This window comes from Zhongshania aliphaticivorans (assembly GCF_902705855.1).
Classification (GTDB): Bacteria; Pseudomonadota; Gammaproteobacteria; order Pseudomonadales; family Spongiibacteraceae; genus Spongiibacter; species Spongiibacter aliphaticivorans_B.
Genome location: NZ_CACSIJ010000013.1, coordinates 377,991 through 393,683, shown reverse-complemented (window position 1 = coordinate 393,683; position 15,693 = coordinate 377,991). Strand labels below are relative to the sequence as shown.

14 protein-coding genes and 1 tRNA gene are annotated in these 15,693 nt (G+C 48.3%); 3 read left to right on the top strand and 12 right to left on the bottom strand.

Annotated features, from left to right (window positions below):
* Nucleotides 1-24 precede the first annotated feature (24 nt).
* The 5 genes from GVJ32_RS11430 to gltX all read right to left on the bottom strand — a co-directional run bounded on the left by GVJ32_RS11430 (nucleotide 25) and on the right by gltX (nucleotide 4,305).
* Complete coding sequence (locus tag GVJ32_RS11430) at nucleotides 25-621, bottom strand: DUF4136 domain-containing protein (RefSeq protein ID WP_159240188.1); 597 nt, start codon at nucleotides 619-621, stop codon at nucleotides 25-27.
* Nucleotides 622-655: 34 nt separating this feature from the next.
* A complete protein-coding gene (locus GVJ32_RS11425; protein WP_159240186.1) occupies nucleotides 656-2,059 on the bottom strand; it encodes a DegQ family serine endoprotease in 1,404 nt (467 codons plus the stop codon).
* 96 nt (nucleotides 2,060-2,155) lie between these two features.
* Entirely contained in the window at nucleotides 2,156-2,434 is a 279-nt protein-coding gene (locus GVJ32_RS11420; protein WP_159240184.1) for a polyhydroxyalkanoic acid system family protein, read from the bottom strand.
* Nucleotides 2,435-2,607: 173 nt separating this feature from the next.
* Nucleotides 2,608-2,683 (bottom strand) — tRNA-Ala (locus GVJ32_RS11415).
* 131 nt (nucleotides 2,684-2,814) lie between these two features.
* Nucleotides 2,815-4,305, bottom strand: coding sequence for a glutamate--tRNA ligase (gene gltX, locus GVJ32_RS11410; RefSeq protein ID WP_159240182.1), 1,491 nt, complete (start codon nucleotides 4,303-4,305; stop codon nucleotides 2,815-2,817).
* A gap of 133 nt (nucleotides 4,306-4,438) precedes the next feature.
* Between gltX and dusA the strand changes: the two genes are divergently transcribed.
* The 3 genes from dusA to GVJ32_RS11395 are packed head-to-tail and all read left to right on the top strand — an operon-like array spanning nucleotide 4,439 to nucleotide 6,857.
* On the top strand, nucleotides 4,439-5,461 hold the full coding sequence (gene dusA / locus GVJ32_RS11405; RefSeq protein WP_159240180.1) for a tRNA dihydrouridine(20/20a) synthase DusA: 1,023 nt from the start codon (nucleotides 4,439-4,441) through the stop codon (nucleotides 5,459-5,461).
* Entirely contained in the window at nucleotides 5,451-6,401 is a 951-nt protein-coding gene (gene tal / locus GVJ32_RS11400) for a transaldolase (protein WP_159240178.1), read from the top strand. The genes dusA and tal overlap by 11 nt, the downstream gene beginning before the upstream one ends.
* Before the next feature lie 3 nt (nucleotides 6,402-6,404).
* Complete coding sequence (locus tag GVJ32_RS11395) at nucleotides 6,405-6,857, top strand: TerB family tellurite resistance protein (protein WP_159240176.1); 453 nt, start codon at nucleotides 6,405-6,407, stop codon at nucleotides 6,855-6,857.
* A gap of 29 nt (nucleotides 6,858-6,886) precedes the next feature.
* Here GVJ32_RS11395 and GVJ32_RS11390 read toward each other — a convergent pair whose 3' ends face one another.
* The 7 genes from GVJ32_RS11390 to hrpA all read right to left on the bottom strand — a co-directional run bounded on the left by GVJ32_RS11390 (nucleotide 6,887) and on the right by hrpA (nucleotide 15,685).
* The gene (locus GVJ32_RS11390; protein ID WP_103684048.1) at nucleotides 6,887-7,375 is read right to left on the bottom strand and encodes an STAS domain-containing protein; all 489 of its coding nucleotides are present in this window, start codon (nucleotides 7,373-7,375) and stop codon (nucleotides 6,887-6,889) included.
* A 4-nt stretch (nucleotides 7,376-7,379) separates the two neighbouring features.
* Nucleotides 7,380-8,564 (bottom strand): PP2C family protein-serine/threonine phosphatase, encoded by a 1,185-nt coding sequence (locus GVJ32_RS11385; protein WP_159240174.1) that lies wholly within the window; start codon nucleotides 8,562-8,564, stop codon nucleotides 7,380-7,382.
* Between the two features lie 81 nt (nucleotides 8,565-8,645).
* Entirely contained in the window at nucleotides 8,646-9,365 is a 720-nt protein-coding gene (locus tag GVJ32_RS11380) for an MlaA family lipoprotein (protein WP_159240173.1), read from the bottom strand.
* 76 nt (nucleotides 9,366-9,441) lie between these two features.
* The gene (locus GVJ32_RS11375) at nucleotides 9,442-10,191 is read right to left on the bottom strand and encodes an HvfC family RiPP maturation protein (RefSeq protein ID WP_159240172.1); all 750 of its coding nucleotides are present in this window, start codon (nucleotides 10,189-10,191) and stop codon (nucleotides 9,442-9,444) included.
* Nucleotides 10,188-11,060 carry an HvfB family MNIO-type RiPP peptide maturase gene (locus tag GVJ32_RS11370; protein ID WP_435808082.1) on the bottom strand — a complete coding sequence of 291 codons (873 nt, stop codon included), beginning with the start codon at nucleotides 11,058-11,060 and terminating at the stop codon, nucleotides 10,188-10,190. The genes GVJ32_RS11375 and GVJ32_RS11370 overlap by 4 nt, the downstream gene beginning before the upstream one ends.
* A 52-nt stretch (nucleotides 11,061-11,112) precedes the next feature.
* Nucleotides 11,113-11,559, bottom strand: coding sequence for an HvfA family oxazolone/thioamide-modified RiPP metallophore (locus tag GVJ32_RS11365; RefSeq protein WP_159240170.1), 447 nt, complete (start codon nucleotides 11,557-11,559; stop codon nucleotides 11,113-11,115).
* Nucleotides 11,560-11,788: 229 nt separating this feature from the next.
* The gene (hrpA, locus tag GVJ32_RS11360; RefSeq protein WP_235035115.1) at nucleotides 11,789-15,685 is read right to left on the bottom strand and encodes an ATP-dependent RNA helicase HrpA; all 3,897 of its coding nucleotides are present in this window, start codon (nucleotides 15,683-15,685) and stop codon (nucleotides 11,789-11,791) included.
* Nucleotides 15,686-15,693 lie beyond the last annotated feature (8 nt).

Genomic DNA, 15,693 nt, shown 5'->3' with positions numbered 1-15,693 from the left:
ATCATCGGAAAATAGTGAATAATATCAATGCGCCACGGCAGAACCAGGTGGAAACTCAGCCAAAATGGCAGACACCGTTTCCAATACATATAAACGCCGCTCTTCCGGTGTTTTAAGACTTGGAATGATCCGCTTGGTCATACCACGCCAGAGCAGCTTTTTCGATTTTGGATCGATAACGTCAATCATTAATGTGCTTTCTTTATAATTGCGCACCCAAATGTCATCGTCGTAGAAATGGCTATGGCCAAAATAGCCGTAGCCCGGTCTATAGCCGCAGCGATAGCAGGGATAATAGCCAAAATGGGTATACCAAGATCCAAAATTATCAATGGCAATCTTGTCCTCCTGCCCAAGCTGATAGCTAACCAGTACCGACGCTTTGCTGGCATCAGATACCTGCGACAAGCCCTTCGCTGTAAATTGTGCATCAACCGCATCTACAATACGCGCCCGCACCAAATCATTATCAACCTCAGGATTGCTGTGCTTAGCAGGTAACAGCCACGCATAGCTAGACACATTGCTGAAATCGAAATCCTGCGAATAGTCGGTGGAAACCGGCACCCCTGCACAAGCCGTTAACAACACCAGCAAACCAGCTACCACTAACTTTTTCATTACCGTCTCCTAAGCACCAAAACACCAGCCCTTATTATGGCTGCAATACAATCCATAAGGCCATTTGACCACGCACTACGCGAAGTAACAAACGTCCCTTACTGGCAGACAGAGCCTCACTAAACTGCTTTACATCAACAACCCGACGCTGATTAACCGAGACAATCAAGTCGCCCTGCAGTAATTTGCCCGCCGCATCTGCGTCGCGCGCCACCTCGGTCACCAAAACACCCTGACCATTGTCTGCATCGCGGAGTGTCACCCCTTTGAGCAAACCATCTGCTGACTGACTATTGGTGGCTACTACCGTCCCAGCCGAGGCTGCCGCCAATACCGCACGAAACTCCTTGCGCTTTCCATCACGCAACACTGTAACAGTAATACGGTCACCAACTCGCTTTAGACCAACAGAGTTACGTAGCTGTGCGGAGCTAAGGATTTCCTTATCATCAAGCTCAACAACAACATCACCAACTTCTATGCCCGCCGTGTCCGCTGCGGAATCCTTTTGTACCTCTGCGATTACTGCGCCGCGCTGGCGCTTACCCACATTAAATGCGTCGGCTAGCTCTGGGGTTAAATCCTGAATAACAACCCCAAGCTGACCGCGGCGCACCTCACCATGCTCAAGAATCTGATCGATACTGACCTTAGCCATATTGACTGGAATGGCAAAACCAATTCCCACATTGCCGCCAGAGGGCGCCAAGATAGCGGTATTGACGCCAACCAATTCACCGCGCAAATTCACCAGTGCACCGCCAGAATTACCGGGGTTTATTGATGCATCTGTTTGAATGAAGTTTTCGTAGCCTTCTATGCCCAAACCGGTACGGCCCAAGGCACTGACAATACCTGTTGTCACCGTTTGTCCCAGACCAAAGGGATTGCCGATTGCTACGACGTAGTCGCCAACTTCCAACTTTTCTGAATCAGCCAACTTAACGCTATGCAAATCCTTGGCTTCAATCTTTAACACCGCAATATCAACATCAGGATCAGAACCCACCAAGGTCGCGGTAAAGCTGCGCCCATCCTCCATACCTACAGTGATTTCGTCCGCACCATTTACGACATGGTGATTGGTAAGCACAATGCCTTTTTTAGCATCAATAATAACGCCCGAGCCGGCGCTTTGCGTGCGGCGCTGCTGCGGTTGCTGGAGCTGATGCTCGGGAACATTAAAAAAGCGCCTAAAAAAGGGATCGTTGAGCAGAGGGTTTTGACGGACAGTTCGGGTGGTAAAAGTCGAGATATTCACGACCGCTGGATTCACGTTTTTTAGCATCGGCGCCAGACTGGGAAGCTCCCGTCCCTCGCCGTCCTGCTGCGGAAACAGCGCCCAACTACCCTGCGCAAGCAGTGCAAAAAAACAAAAAACTATGGCTTTAAGTGGTAAATACTGTGCTACGCGAAAAGACCGCAACTGAATAGTCATATCTAACTCAGACTCCCAATAGTCATTAACTGTAACCGTTAGAACCCCGCGCTATATAAAAAATTCCATCATATCGCGATTTGTTATGCGATTTTATTACGCCAATTTCTCCGCCATAGAGCGCGAGATTTCACTTTCAATAGTCGATTTAAATGCGCTCATCATAAGACCCAGCTTAATCTCGACCCGGACTTCATTCGCACCGAGGGTAATACGTCCATTAATACCGGGCCGCGCAACCTCAACGGCATCGTTATTCAACCAGCGAGCTTTGAGCTGATAGCGCTCCTCTAACTTGGTCGCCATCAGCTTAATAAGCTCACGAAGTTCTTCTGGACTTTTATTATGGCGCTGACGAAGAGATATATTCGGCACTGATGCATCGCTCCCCAAAAGGAATTAATTAGTATTTTTCAGACAAATAGTATGGCAGCTAAAGAGCACGCCGCCCACACGGCCACCACTTAGCGATATATTCGTCGCGGTCAGCGGGCATAGCTAAAAGTATAGGCAAAAAAAAACCGCAATTAAGCGGTTTTTCAAAACTTTGGTGGAGCTAGGCGGGATCGAACCGCCGACCTCTTGCATGCCATGCAAGCGCTCTCCCAGCTGAGCTATAGCCCCAAAGCAGAGGCTGCGCATATTACGGTTAGCCCCTAAACTTGTCAACACATCGACTTGAAATCACTGTATTTTTCTCGCAATCGCCACTCGGCAATCATTGCTCTATTTAAGGAGCAGCGTCCTATCCAGCTTTAGCTTTGCCCAAGCTCTTGGTATTGTTTCTCCAATTTTTTCAGGCGCTTTTTACCAACCCCACCTAAGACCTCAATAGCGTGCCGGATTCGCGCCCTGCTCATATCTGGCCCCAAGACCTCCATAGAATCCACAACAGAAATTGATGATGTGGTACCAGCAATAGCAATAAATAAGGGCGGCATAAAGTCTTTAAGCTTAATACCTAGGCCATCCGCCAGAGACTTCACTTCAGCAAAAATACTGTCGCGCTGCCAATCATTCAAGGCCTCTAATCGCCAAGCTGTACATTGAAGCAGCGTTACAAGCTCTTCCTCACTAAGGCTTGAAGTCGCAAAACTAGCCGGAGTAAGCGGCAACATGCCAGATAAGAAGAACGCTGCCAGTGGCGCCATATCGCTAAACACTTCGATGCGCGACTGGACATGCGGCAGCATTTTCATAAGCGTGTCACGATTAAAAGCCCACTCCTGCATACGATCTGCAAGCTGCTCTAAACTGCAGTCTTCGCGCAGCCACAGACCATTCAACCAGCGAAGTTTTTCAACATCGAATATCGGACCACCGAGACTTACCCGAGTAATATCGAAATTATCAATCATCGTTTGCAGGCTGAATTTCTCACTTTCATCCGACATCGACCACCCCATACGACCTAGGTAATTAAGCAGCGCTTCTGGCATAAAGCCCATGCGCTGGTAATACCAAATGCTGGTTGGGTTTTTACGTTTACTCAACTTACTTTTGTCTGGATTACGCAGCAGCGGAAGATGACAGAGCACTGGCATATCCCAACCAAAATACTGATACAACAATTTGTGCTTAGGTGCGGAGTTAATCCACTCCTCACCACGCAGCACATGGGTGATCTGCATCAAATGATCATCCACCACATTGGCCAAATGGTAGGTCGGTAAACCGTCTGACTTTAATAGAATTTGAGCATCAATCTGCCCCCACTCCAGCTCAATTTTGCCACGTAACATATCGTCGATTTCACAACGACCATCATCTTCAGGTACATGCATACGAATGACGTAAGGCTCGCCAGCGGCTTCGCGGCGTGCGTGCTCAGCATCACCCAATTTAAGATCCGTATACTTAAGCGCAGTATGACCACCCGCCTCGCGACGAGCTTCACGCAGGGCGTCTAATTCCTCAGCAGTTCTGTAACAGCGAAAGGCATGGCCCGCCGCTATGAGCTGCTCACAGTGCGTTTTATAAATCTCACTGCGCTCACTTTGCCGGTAAGGGCCATGCGGACCACCAACATCTGGCCCCTCAGCCCACTCCAAACCTAACCAGCGCAGTGAGTCTAAAATCGCCTGCTCAGACTCCGGTGTTGAACGCTGCTGATCCGTATCTTCGATACGCAGCAAAAATTCGCCACCGTGGCTTTTCGCAAAACAATAGTTAAATAAGGCAATATAAGCCGTGCCAACATGCGGGTCACCGGTGGGCGACGGAGCGATACGAGTGCGAACAGTCATGGAGTGTTTATTACCATTTGAATACAATAGACATTTAGCCTCGCATCAATATATGTGAGCGGGCCATTCAGGCCATCATTATACGTGCCCGACGTGGCAAGATTCACCCATCCATATAGGTATTTCGCGGCAGATGCACAAAAAATTACTTAATCGCCGCTTCTGCGTTGCCCCCATGCTCGACTGGTCAGACAGGCATTGCAGGGTATTTTGGCGGCAATTAACCTCCGAAGCGGTGCTTTACACCGAAATGATCACTACCGGCGCCCTGATTCACGGCGATGCTGAGCGCCACCTAAATTTTAGTGATATTGAACATCCCGTTGCACTACAGCTCGGCGGCAGCGACCCAAGCGCATTAGCCCACTCAGTCCGCCTTGCAGAACAATGGGGCTACGACGAAGTTAATTTAAATTGCGGCTGCCCATCAGACCGGGTTCAAAATGGCTTTTTTGGCGCTTGTTTAATGGCGCGCCCCGCGCTGGTCGCAGACTGTGTTAAGGCCATGAAAGACGCCTGCGCCCTGCCCATTACTGTAAAACACCGCATAGGTATTGATGAGCAAGAAGGTTATGGACCGCTGCAAGAATTCGTCGCCGCCATTGCAGAAGCCGGTACCGACGCGATTATCGTTCACGCCCGCAAGGCCTGGCTACAAGGCTTGAGTCCAAAAGAAAATCGTGAAATTCCGCCCTTAAACTACGCTTTGGTGCACCAGCTAAAGCAGGACTTTCCCGATCTTGAAATCATCATTAACGGCGGCATTCAAACCATCGATGATGCCGCCTCGCAATTGTCATATGTGGATGGCATCATGATGGGCCGCAGCGCGTATCAAACCCCGTTTATTCTTGCCGATGTAGATTCACAATTTTACGGCCAAGACCGGCAGACACCCGTACGCGGCGACGTCATTCGCGGCTTATTTCCTTATATCGAAGCGGAACTAGCCCAAGGCACCCGACTCAACCATATGACTAGACATATATTAGGTCTGTTTAACGGAGAACCCGGCGGCCGCTTATTCCGGCGCTATATAAGCGAACACGCCCATCGCCCCAATGCCGGCATTGAGGTATTAGAGCAGGCACTGCAGCTTACCGATGACGCTCTGCAGACCATGATGACAAAAAGGACAGTAAGTAATGAGCAGTAAGTTAGAACAACTCAAGCAATTTACCGACGTGGTTGCCGACACCGGCGACATTGAGGCGATTGGTCGTTTTTCCCCTCAAGACGCGACAACCAATCCATCACTGATATTGAAAGCGACGCAGCTTCCTCAGTACCAAGCACTCATTCAACGAGTGATTGAAAAGCAGGGAAACAGCACAAGAAATGCCCAGTGGCTGCAAAAGACCGCCACTCAACTAGCCGTCGAAATTGGCGCAGAAATCTGCAAATTAGTGCCCGGCAAAGTGTCTACCGAGGTCGATGCCCGCCTCTCATTTAATACTGAGGCAATGATTGCTGAAGGCCGCTATATAGCAGAACTTTACCAAGAAAAAGGTATAGCCAAGGACCGCCTATTAATTAAAATTGCCTCGACTTGGGAAGGTATACAAGCAGCCGCAATATTAGAAAAAGAAGGCATAGAATGCAATCTCACACTGCTATTCAGCCTGATTCAGGCTGCGGCCTGTGCAGAGGCTGGCGCAACCTTAATTTCACCCTTTGTTGGTCGTATTTTAGATTGGCATGTTGCTCGCGGTGCAAAACCAGAAACTGCCAACGATGACCCCGGCGTGCAATCGGTTATCGCGATTTACAGTTATTACAAACAACACAATTATAAAACCATCGTCATGGGTGCGAGCTTCCGTAATATCGGAGAAATAGAAGCCCTAGCGGGCTGCGACCGTTTAACCATCAGCCCAGCGCTACTCAATGAGCTAAGTGAAGACAGCCAGCCCTTGCCGCGCCGGCTAGCAGCCGATATGGATTTTGCCGTCCACGACAAACTGGACATTACAGAATCGGGCTTCCGCTGGGCGCTTAACGAAGACGCGATGGCCACAGAGAAGCTTGCCGAAGGCATTCGCGCCTTTGCCGCCGACCAAGTTAAACTCGAAACCCTACTTAGCGAGTGGAATTAAGCGATGTTTGAAAAATTAAAACAGCTCTTTACTGGTGTGGACGAAGACAGTAAAGACACAACCATGTCGCTAGAATTAGCAGCTGCAGCCCTACTCATTGAAGTCAGTAAATCAGACTATCAACAAGATCCTGCGGAAATTGAAAAAATCCGTGAGTTACTTGTACGCTGCTTTTCAGTTTCGCTAGCAGACATTGAAGATTTTATGGCAACAGCCTCAGCGCTCAATAAGGACAGCACCTCACTGTACCCCTTTACGCGCTACATCAACGACAACTGTAACAACCTAGAAAAATACGAATTGATTGTCGCGCTATGGGAAGTAGCCATTGAAGACGGAAATATTGATAAATACGAAGATCACTTGATTCGAAAAATCTCTGACCTTATCTATTTACCCCACACCGAGTTTATCCGCGCGAAGCTAACGACCACGGAAAAAGCGGCTGCCAAATAGATTACGACAGTATTCGTATTAATGAAAAATTAAAAACACTGACCTTCGAGTAGCGACACTAACTCACGAAACTTAGCGTGATTGCTGTCGCTCAAACCCATTAGCGTACGATGCGCCTCCAGCACACGCTTCTTAACGGCGTCCTCACTGCAGGGCAAGACCGGCAATTCGCCAAGATCTTCATCATCAAGCAAGGGTTCTTCTCGAATTCTAAACACCCTATCGAAGCCCATGCTTTCTAGCACACGGGTGATATCAGGATTGGTAGACAAAATAAGGGGAACAAACTTAAAACGCTCTTTGGCTTTAATGGCCAATTTAGCCAACAAGCCTAAGGTAGTACTATCGACATTTAAGGCGTCAGAAAGATCTACGACAACGCTGGCGAAGCCTTCGACGGACAGCATCTCGTCGAAAAACTCGTCTAAGGTTGTACAAAGCGTCAGCCGCACGTCACCAACTAATTTGATAACAAACGCGCCGTCCTGTCCTGCTACCAATATCCTACCAGGCTGCATTTGCCTATAACCTACACACGACTAAAATTGCGATATCGTCTGGCGCTTCGTCTATGTCTGATAGACCAAAGGTTTCCGCCAGCCCCGTAGACGAACTCTCACCATCTTTGAGAATATCGAGCACTCTCTGCTCTTTTTCTTCAAGAGTGTCGTCGCTATCCAAGACCTCTAATATACCATCTGAGAACAAGGTCAGCACAGCCCCCGCCGGAAAGCTAATCATGTGGTCACTGTACTCGGCATCTGCGAATAAACCAACCGGCATGTCATGCTCTGGCAAAAACTCCGCCTTACCGTCTAGCGCCATTACTGGCGCAGGCAAGTGACCCGCCACCGAATAACATAGCTGATGACATTTTAAATCAAATGCACCAACACACATGGTGACATGCTTACCGATGCCCATTTCCAATAATTCACGATTAGCAATGGCAAGCATTTTGGCGGGTGACAAAATTGCTGTTGAACCACGGTGCAAAAAATCACTGCGTTTACGGGCAAACAAATTTTTGAGAAACACCGTAACGAATGCCGAACTTGCGCCGTGCCCAGATACATCGGCCACAAAAAACACTGCGTGATCGTCACCGACCAAAAAGTAATCAACAAAGTCGCCACTTAAATACAAGGACGGCAAAATATAATGACAGAAACTATAGCCACCAATTTGCTTCGGCGTATCGGGAAGTAAAAGTTGCTGAACGTGCTTACCTGCTTGCTGGTCTTGCTGCAATAAGGTCAGGCTTTCAAGTAGATCACGGTTGGCATTTTCAAGTTTAGTACGGTAAGCCAAGTTTTCGCGTTTTAAAGTACCGCGCTCCACTGCACGGTCTATAACGTGACGAATAACGTCTAAATTCTCTGGCGGCAGCATTAAGTAATCTGTCGCACCGTGGCGTACTGCCTCTACAACGTCCGCCAAACTCTTACGCCGAGATACACCAATTAGCGGTAATTCCCGTGGGTCAGCGGCCATTTTCCCCAATAGGTCAATACCTCGGTCATTGGGGAAATCGATATCGACCATCACAATATCGATATCTTCCTCTCTAAAACCCAACATTGCAGCCGCGCAGTCGGCAACGGCAATCACAGACATGCCGAGCTTTTTCAGGGAGGACACAAGCTCCGCATGTACAGCGTCAGCCTGCTGAACCAATAAGATACTTTGAGGGAAGGTAGCGTTCATCCGGCCTTTTTACTCGCATCTACGAGCACACACAAGCCGTATTTATGCGGAGAATTTACGCTCGGGGTGAAACAAGCGGATTCAGAAATCAAAGGATTCGAAATCTTCATCGCCAAAATCGTCTTCAAGCTTGCCGTCATTAATAAGAAAGTCCCGACGCTGCAAATAGACATCTTTGAAGAAGGTATATTTATCACCAGACACCAAATCTTCAGACCCCAGCAAAGACGCCCTAACCTGTAGCAAGTCTAGCAGAGTCATACCGTATTGTGCCCGCTCTGGGTCAATACCGCGCGTAATTGCGGTGTAAGAGTCAACTCCGCGTCCAACACCGTCACGCAGGGTGCTGGGGCCAAGCAATGGCAGCATAATATAGGGGCCGCTACCGACACCCCATACCGCGAGTGTTTGACCGAAGTCTTCCGAATCACGCTTTAAACCAATAGCACCAGCCACATCAAAAAGGCCCAATACACCGACTGTAGTGTTAATAACTAGGCGGCCAGTACTAACAAAGGCATCACCGCCCTCGCCCTGTAAGAGATCATTACCGATATTTTTAACTTCACCGATATTATTAAAGACGTTGGCTAAACTTTGATCAACAAAAGTGGGGGTGACTTTTTTGTAGCCGCGCGCAACTGGCTGCAGCACATAAAGATCAGCGGTGTCATTGAATGCGAAAATAGCTCGATTGAGTCCCTCCCAAGGGTCGCGAGGATCTCCACCGTCATCCGCAAACGCTAGCGCGCTGTAAAGTACCGACAGCAGCAAAACCCAAGTGCAGGCGATTCGTTCCATTGAAGTTATTACTCATCAAGTCTTGATAACAGTCTTACTATACGCAATGCGTCGAAGCTTGGCACTATTTCGATAATTACGACTCGGCAATAATCAGAATATCGAGACCAACCAATTGCTCAACCAGCTCGCGACCAAAACCGAGCAGCGATTCTAAATTGCTCTCCAGCTCATCCGCAATAATACTAAGTGCTGAAATACCTGTTTGACGGGTTTCATCGTCAAACAGAGTTAATAAACGTGCAGTAACTGCATTAATTTCTAAGAACTCAACGCGGTCTGCGCGGTTGCGGTACACCACTATATAGGTCGGCTCTGAACCGGCCTGCGAGGGTTGATTATCGCTGCTAATTAAATGCACCGGAAAATGATATGCCAACAACCACGCCAAGGGCGACAGAGATAAATGATTGTTCAAGAGATCCTTAGGCGCATCACACTTAAGGCTTAACTCCTCTTCTGCAACATCAAGGGCTAGCTCCACCCATTCATAATGTGCCAGTTCAACGAGAAACGGCGGATCGATATCAAGCCCATTCCGTTGCACCTGTAAATAATCGAGAAACTCTTCAGCAATTTTTAAGAAGTAAGGGCTTGAACATTGGTGCTGAATCATAAAATCCCTCACCATTGCATCCCAATCCGCTTCGCTGTACAAGCTACGACAAACCGGAAAGCCATTACTCAGAAAGCTATTAATATTGTTAAAAAATAAGCCGCGGTAAATATCTAAACGACGCGCTTCAATTCCTTCCGGCCCAGCGCAGCGCTCTGGGTCACGGATAAACTGTGTGAGTTCGCGCTGAACATACTGAAATGAACTCATCGAATCGCNACGCTTAGAGGAGCTGACGCCTCAGCCCGCTGACTGGGCTGTTGGGCTCTTTTAATACGCTCCACCTCCAGCAGTAACTCGGCCATCGGCGGGAAGTTAAAGTCGCGCTCTAAGAGGGTTGGCAATGGGCCGCAACGTTCATACGCTGCATCTAACAAGGCCCACACGGGATCAATAACATCAGCACTGTGAGTATCAACCCGCAAATCCTCAGCCTCGTCGTAGTGACCGGCTATATGAATATAGCTCGCACGCTCAAGAGACAGCGCGTGTAAAAATTCGTAGGGGTCGTAGTGGTGATTAATGCTATTCACATAAATATTATTGACGTCTAGCAACAGTTCACAATCCGCCTCGGCCAACACCGCATTTATAAAATCACTCTCGCTCATTTGCTGAGCTGGCGCAGCATAATAAGACGCATTTTCTAAAAGGATACGTCGCCCCAACACATCCTGAACGCGCTTTACGCGATCAGCGACGTGACGCACAGCCTCCTCGGTAAAGGGTATTGGTAGCAAATCATATAGTTGGCCTTCATCGCCACAGTAGGTTAAATGCTCTGAATACAGGGGGCAGTCAAAATCGTCCATAAACTGCTTAATAGCGCGCAACAAATCAGTATCTAATGGTGAAAATCCGCCAATATTTAAAGACAAACCATGCAAATACACGGGATAGCGTTCCGCGATTTCGCGGAACGCGCGGCCATAACGACCACCGATACCTATCCAGTTTTCTGGAGCAACTTCTACAAAATCAATATCACCAGGTTGGAGCTCTTTAAACGCGGGCATTAGGCCCCGCCGCAAACCTAAACCTGCCAGCGTGAGCCCACTTGCTACCTTGTCTTCACCCATTAACATTGCCATCGTTGCCCAGAGGATCTTTAACGCTACAGAAAATTACTGATTATTTAGCTGCACCGCATGAAGCCTCTTTTGCCGCTTTATCACCGCCGCACTGGCCTTCCATAGTTGCTTTATCGGCTCCGCATTTTGCTTCGCCACATTTACCTTCGTGGGCTGCTTTTGCTTTATCGGCTCCGCATTTTGCCTCACCACATTTGCCTTCGTGTTCGGCCTTGGCTTTATCAGCACCACATTTAGCTTCGCCACATTTGCCTTCGTGTTCAGCTTTGGCTTTATCAGCACCACAGCTTGCCTCACCAGCCTTATCAGCGCCGCACTTAGCTTCAGATTTCGCTGCTTTGTCAGAGCTACCCATCGCCAGCTCATAACCTGAGCTTAGTTGCTTCGCTGCGAACGGATTGCTATCTGCCATCGCAGGACTAATCGCAGACGCCAACATTGCTGCACCAAATGCCGCCGCTAAAGGTTTTTTTGTAAAAGAAGCCATTTGTTAATCTCCATATCGGCTTAGCACCGAATTATTTAAGTTAAACACGTGAAATCACGCTTTACAGATACCGGCCTGATAATTTCGGCACTACTCGGTATTCCTACCCTGTTTTAGCATAGCCGCATACCAAAATTTAACAACACGAAGACAGGTTTACGTTAACACCGTGGTTTCCGATCTCTGCCACGCATTTATATGCGGCCTTGCACAATAGACCAAGCTATTCTCAAAATGTTACATCTTGATATACGCTTTTCCAAAGTTGCTTTAAGCGCTTTTCAGATACGGGTGATCGAGTGCCGATATTTTGTGCAAATAGTGAAATACGGAATTCCTCCAGCTGCCAGCGATACTCCCGCAGCATAGCGTGCGACCTTACGGAGGCTGGCGCCTTTGCCAAAAAATCTGTTAACTGCTGCTGCAAGGGTTCTAATACCAGTGTACATTGACGATCACGCTGATAATGGCCATCTAATTTGTCTAGACGTTGCAAAATAGCCCGTAAATAGCGAGGATACTGAATCAGCTCGTCTCGATGAAGCTCTGTGATAAAGCCTTCAAAAAACAAGGCTTGAAGCTGGGTATTTACGTCATTAATACTGTGAATCCAACTCAATGAATTAAGTTTTTTCAACACTCGTCGAATATCTGAATAGTGGCCAAGTATTTCTACCAACAAGGCCGCGTAACTCTCTGCATCAGCATTGAAATTTGCCCGCCCTGCCTCCCACACCTGTTCAAAATCTGCTTCCGTTTCTGGTAGCTGTCCGACGTCAACCGCAAAACCATGGCGCGCAGCGGCAAGTAAACAATCTTCAAGCCAACGTTTTTTCTGTTCCCCCACTGCCGCAAACTGAAGCTGCACAGCGTTATTGCGAAACAAATTAGCTCTCAGCGTTTTTACCTGTTGAGACATCCGCAGTAACAGCAGCCGCAGAACACCAAAAAGACTTTTTTGCTGCGCATCCTGTTCCGACTCGGCCAGTTCTAACACTACATTATCACCGTCATCCCGAAGACAGGGGTACGCTGTTAACGTCGCTCCGCCGCGCTTGAACTCGTAGCTTTTTTCTAAATTGCCAAAGCTCCAATCTTGCAGCAACTTGGTCGCAAATCCGCCGCTACTCTCTTCCGAAATACCTTGTTGCACTTGATCGGCAAGCTGGCTTTTTAAGATTGCTAAATCGCGCCCTTGAGCAAGTAATTTCCCCGCATTATCTAAGACTCTAATATTCATTAGATAATAATCATCAATGCGATTAGCGGCCCACTCCTTAACATCAATTTGTAAGCCACTTAATCTGCGCAGCGCGTCGGCTAATTGAGGTAGCAAGGCCTGATCATTAGCGCTAATCATCGGCAGTGCGCGATCAACGTAGTCTGGCACCGGCACAAGCTGCTTACGCAGGGTTTTGGGCAAGGTCTTCACCAAAGCAATACACTTTTCTCTGATCAAACCAGGCACCAACCACTCAAGCCGGCCCTCAGCCAAGTGAACTAAATTACCGAGCGGTACAGAAACACTCACCCCATCGGCGGGATGCCCAGGCTCAAAATGATAACTAAGAGCCAAACTCATACCCGCACACTGCAGTGAATCGGGGAATTGCTGTTCCGTAACATCGCCGCCGTTGTGGCGCATCAATTCGCCACGACTTAAAAACAAGGTCTTTGGTGGCGCCGTTGCCTTTAACCAATGCTCCAGATGTTTAGCGGTAATGATATCGACTGGAAGACGTTCATCGTAATACCTGAACAACTCGTCGTCAGACACTAAAATATCACGGCGGCGTGCTTTATCTTCGAGCTCAGATATTTCTGCGATCAAACGCTTATTATGGCGAAAAAATTCTGCACGCCCCTGATAACGTCCCTCCACCAAAGCTTGACGAATGAGTATCTCTCGACTTTCTTCAGGTGCTATCGGGCCGTAGTGAACGCGCTTCTTATCGCGAATGATCAAGCCATAAAGTGATGTCTGCTCAAAGGCCATAACGCGACCACTGCGCGCCTGCCAATGGGGTTCATAATAATTGCGTTTCAACAGACTATCGTTAACGCCCAACACCCATTCTGGATCAATCTTAGCGACACAGCGCGCATAAAGTTGGCTCGTTTCTGCCAACTCTGCAGCAACAATCCACGCTGGCGGTTTTTTAAACAATGCCGAGCCCGGAAAAATATGCAGCTTACGATTGCGGGCACCAATGAATTCGCGATTCTCATCTTTAGTTGCAATTTGGCCTAAAAACCCCGGCAACAAAGCACGGTGAAGACTATTAAAATCTGCCGGTTCTTTATTTTGTTTCAGGTTCAATTGACGGCACATCAAGGTAAGTTGCCGATGCACTTCCCGCCATTCTCGCATCCGCGTCCACGATAAAAATTCGCGTTGACACAGCTTGCGCCACTGACTTGCCGACAATTCTTGCCGCTGCTCTTCGGCATAATCCCACAGTCCAACGAAAGCAGCGAAGTCTGAGTCTTCTTGCCAAAAACGCCGGTGTTTTTCATCTGAGGCTTGGCGTTTATCTGCTGGCCGCTCTCGAGGGTCTTGAATACTTAAGGCGCTGGCGATAATTAGCATTTCTCGTAAACAAGAGCCTTCTGCTGCCGCCAACAACAAACGGCCGATACGGGGATCTACTGGAAAACGACCGAGCTGATCACCAAGCTTTGTTAAACGCCCCTCGCTTACTGCGCCTAATTCCGACAACAGCGCAAAACCGTCGTTAACGAATTTATTATCCGGTGCGTCAACAAACGGAAAGTCAGAGATATCGCCCAATTTCAACTGCAGCATTTGCAAAATAACAGCCGCAAGATTGGTACGCTGAATTTCTGGCTCGGTGTATTCCGGCCGACCTAAGTAATCAGCTTCGCTATAAAGCCGATAAGCAATACCCGCCGCGACGCGGCCACAGCGCCCTGCCCGCTGGTTTGCACTGGCCTGCGAAATCGCTTCGATCGGTAGGCGCTGAACCTTACTACGCACACTGTAACGGCTAACGCGAGCAGTTCCGGCGTCAATCACATATCGAATTCCGGGCACAGTTAAGGAGGTTTCTGCTACGTTAGTTGCAAGAACTACTCGCCAGCCACGGCGGCCACGCAAATCAAAAATACGCTGCTGCTCTGCACCGCTAAGCCTAGAATACAAAGGCAGTACTTCTGCACCGGGTAAATCTGCATTTTTTAGGTGACGAGTTAATTCACGAATATCACGCTCACCACTTAAAAATACCAAGGTGTCACCATGACGATGTGCGCCTTCCGCCATCAACTCCCGCAGCACCGCCTCTACCGCTTCGCCCAAATCATTATCTGGGCTTAATTCTTCTTGCGGGCGATAGCGGTATTCAACGGGAAAACTACGACCAGAAACTTCAATAACCGGCGCATTATTAAAATGCGCCGAAAACCGTTCAACATCGATGGTGGCAGAGGTAATAATTAACTTTAAATCTGGCCGCTTGGGTAAGAGCGTCTTTAAATAGCCAAGCAAAAAATCGATATTCAGACTGCGCTCGTGGGCCTCGTCAATAATGATGGTGTCGTATTGGCTTAAATATCGATCACTTTGAATCGCAGCTAATAAAATACCGTCAGTCATTAATTTTATATAGCTATTGGGTGATGCAACTTCTTGAAAGCGAATTTGATAAGCAACCCCGTCGCCAAGCGTAGTATTGAGCTCCTCTGCCAAACGCTGAGCCACGGCTCTTGCTGCCAAGCGTCGTGGCTGAGTATGAGCAATTAAACCTGCTACACCACGTCCCATTTCCAAACATATTTTGGGGATCTGAGTTGTTTTACCCGAACCGGTCTCGCCGGCCAACACCACCACTTGGTGATCGGCAATGGCCTTGCGGATATCGTCTAGCCTTTGTGCAACCGGTAAGTCGTCTGGATAAAGTACTTTAGGTAGATTGTCACGGCGTTCTTTAACTCTGAGAGCAGAGGCGTTTATACGCTGCGCGAGGACAAGTAATTTTTTGTTAGTATCAGTATTTGCGGAATTCTGCTTTTGCAAGGCTCGACACTGCCTAGCGAAGCCAAAGCGGTCACCCAACATGCACTCGTCGATATTGGCCATTAAGGCGGCCGCCGTAATTTCAGACATAAACACCG

Bases quoted from the DNA above. Each gene is read 5' to 3' on its own strand.
- GVJ32_RS11430 (WP_159240188.1), bottom strand. From the start codon at position 621: ATGAAAAAGTTAGTGGTAGCTGGTTTGCTGGTGTTGTTAACGGCTTGT.
- GVJ32_RS11425 (WP_159240186.1), bottom strand. From the start codon at position 2,059: ATGACTATTCAGTTGCGGTCTTTTCGCGTAGCACAGTATTTACCACTT.
- gltX (WP_159240182.1), bottom strand. From the start codon at position 4,305: ATGACTGTTCGCACTCGTATCGCTCCGTCGCCCACCGGTGACCCGCAT.
- dusA (WP_159240180.1), top strand. From the start codon at position 4,439: ATGCACAAAAAATTACTTAATCGCCGCTTCTGCGTTGCCCCCATGCTC.
- tal (WP_159240178.1), top strand. From the start codon at position 5,451: ATGAGCAGTAAGTTAGAACAACTCAAGCAATTTACCGACGTGGTTGCC.
- GVJ32_RS11395 (WP_159240176.1), top strand. From the start codon at position 6,405: ATGTTTGAAAAATTAAAACAGCTCTTTACTGGTGTGGACGAAGACAGT.
- GVJ32_RS11390 (WP_103684048.1), bottom strand. From the start codon at position 7,375: ATGCAGCCTGGTAGGATATTGGTAGCAGGACAGGACGGCGCGTTTGTT.
- GVJ32_RS11385 (WP_159240174.1), bottom strand. From the start codon at position 8,564: ATGAACGCTACCTTCCCTCAAAGTATCTTATTGGTTCAGCAGGCTGAC.
- GVJ32_RS11380 (WP_159240173.1), bottom strand. From the start codon at position 9,365: ATGGAACGAATCGCCTGCACTTGGGTTTTGCTGCTGTCGGTACTTTAC.
- GVJ32_RS11375 (WP_159240172.1), bottom strand. From the start codon at position 10,191: ATGAGTTCATTTCAGTATGTTCAGCGCGAACTCACACAGTTTATCCGT.
- GVJ32_RS11365 (WP_159240170.1), bottom strand. From the start codon at position 11,559: ATGGCTTCTTTTACAAAAAAACCTTTAGCGGCGGCATTTGGTGCAGCA.
- hrpA (WP_235035115.1), bottom strand. From the start codon at position 15,685: ATGTCTGAAATTACGGCGGCCGCCTTAATGGCCAATATCGACGAGTGC.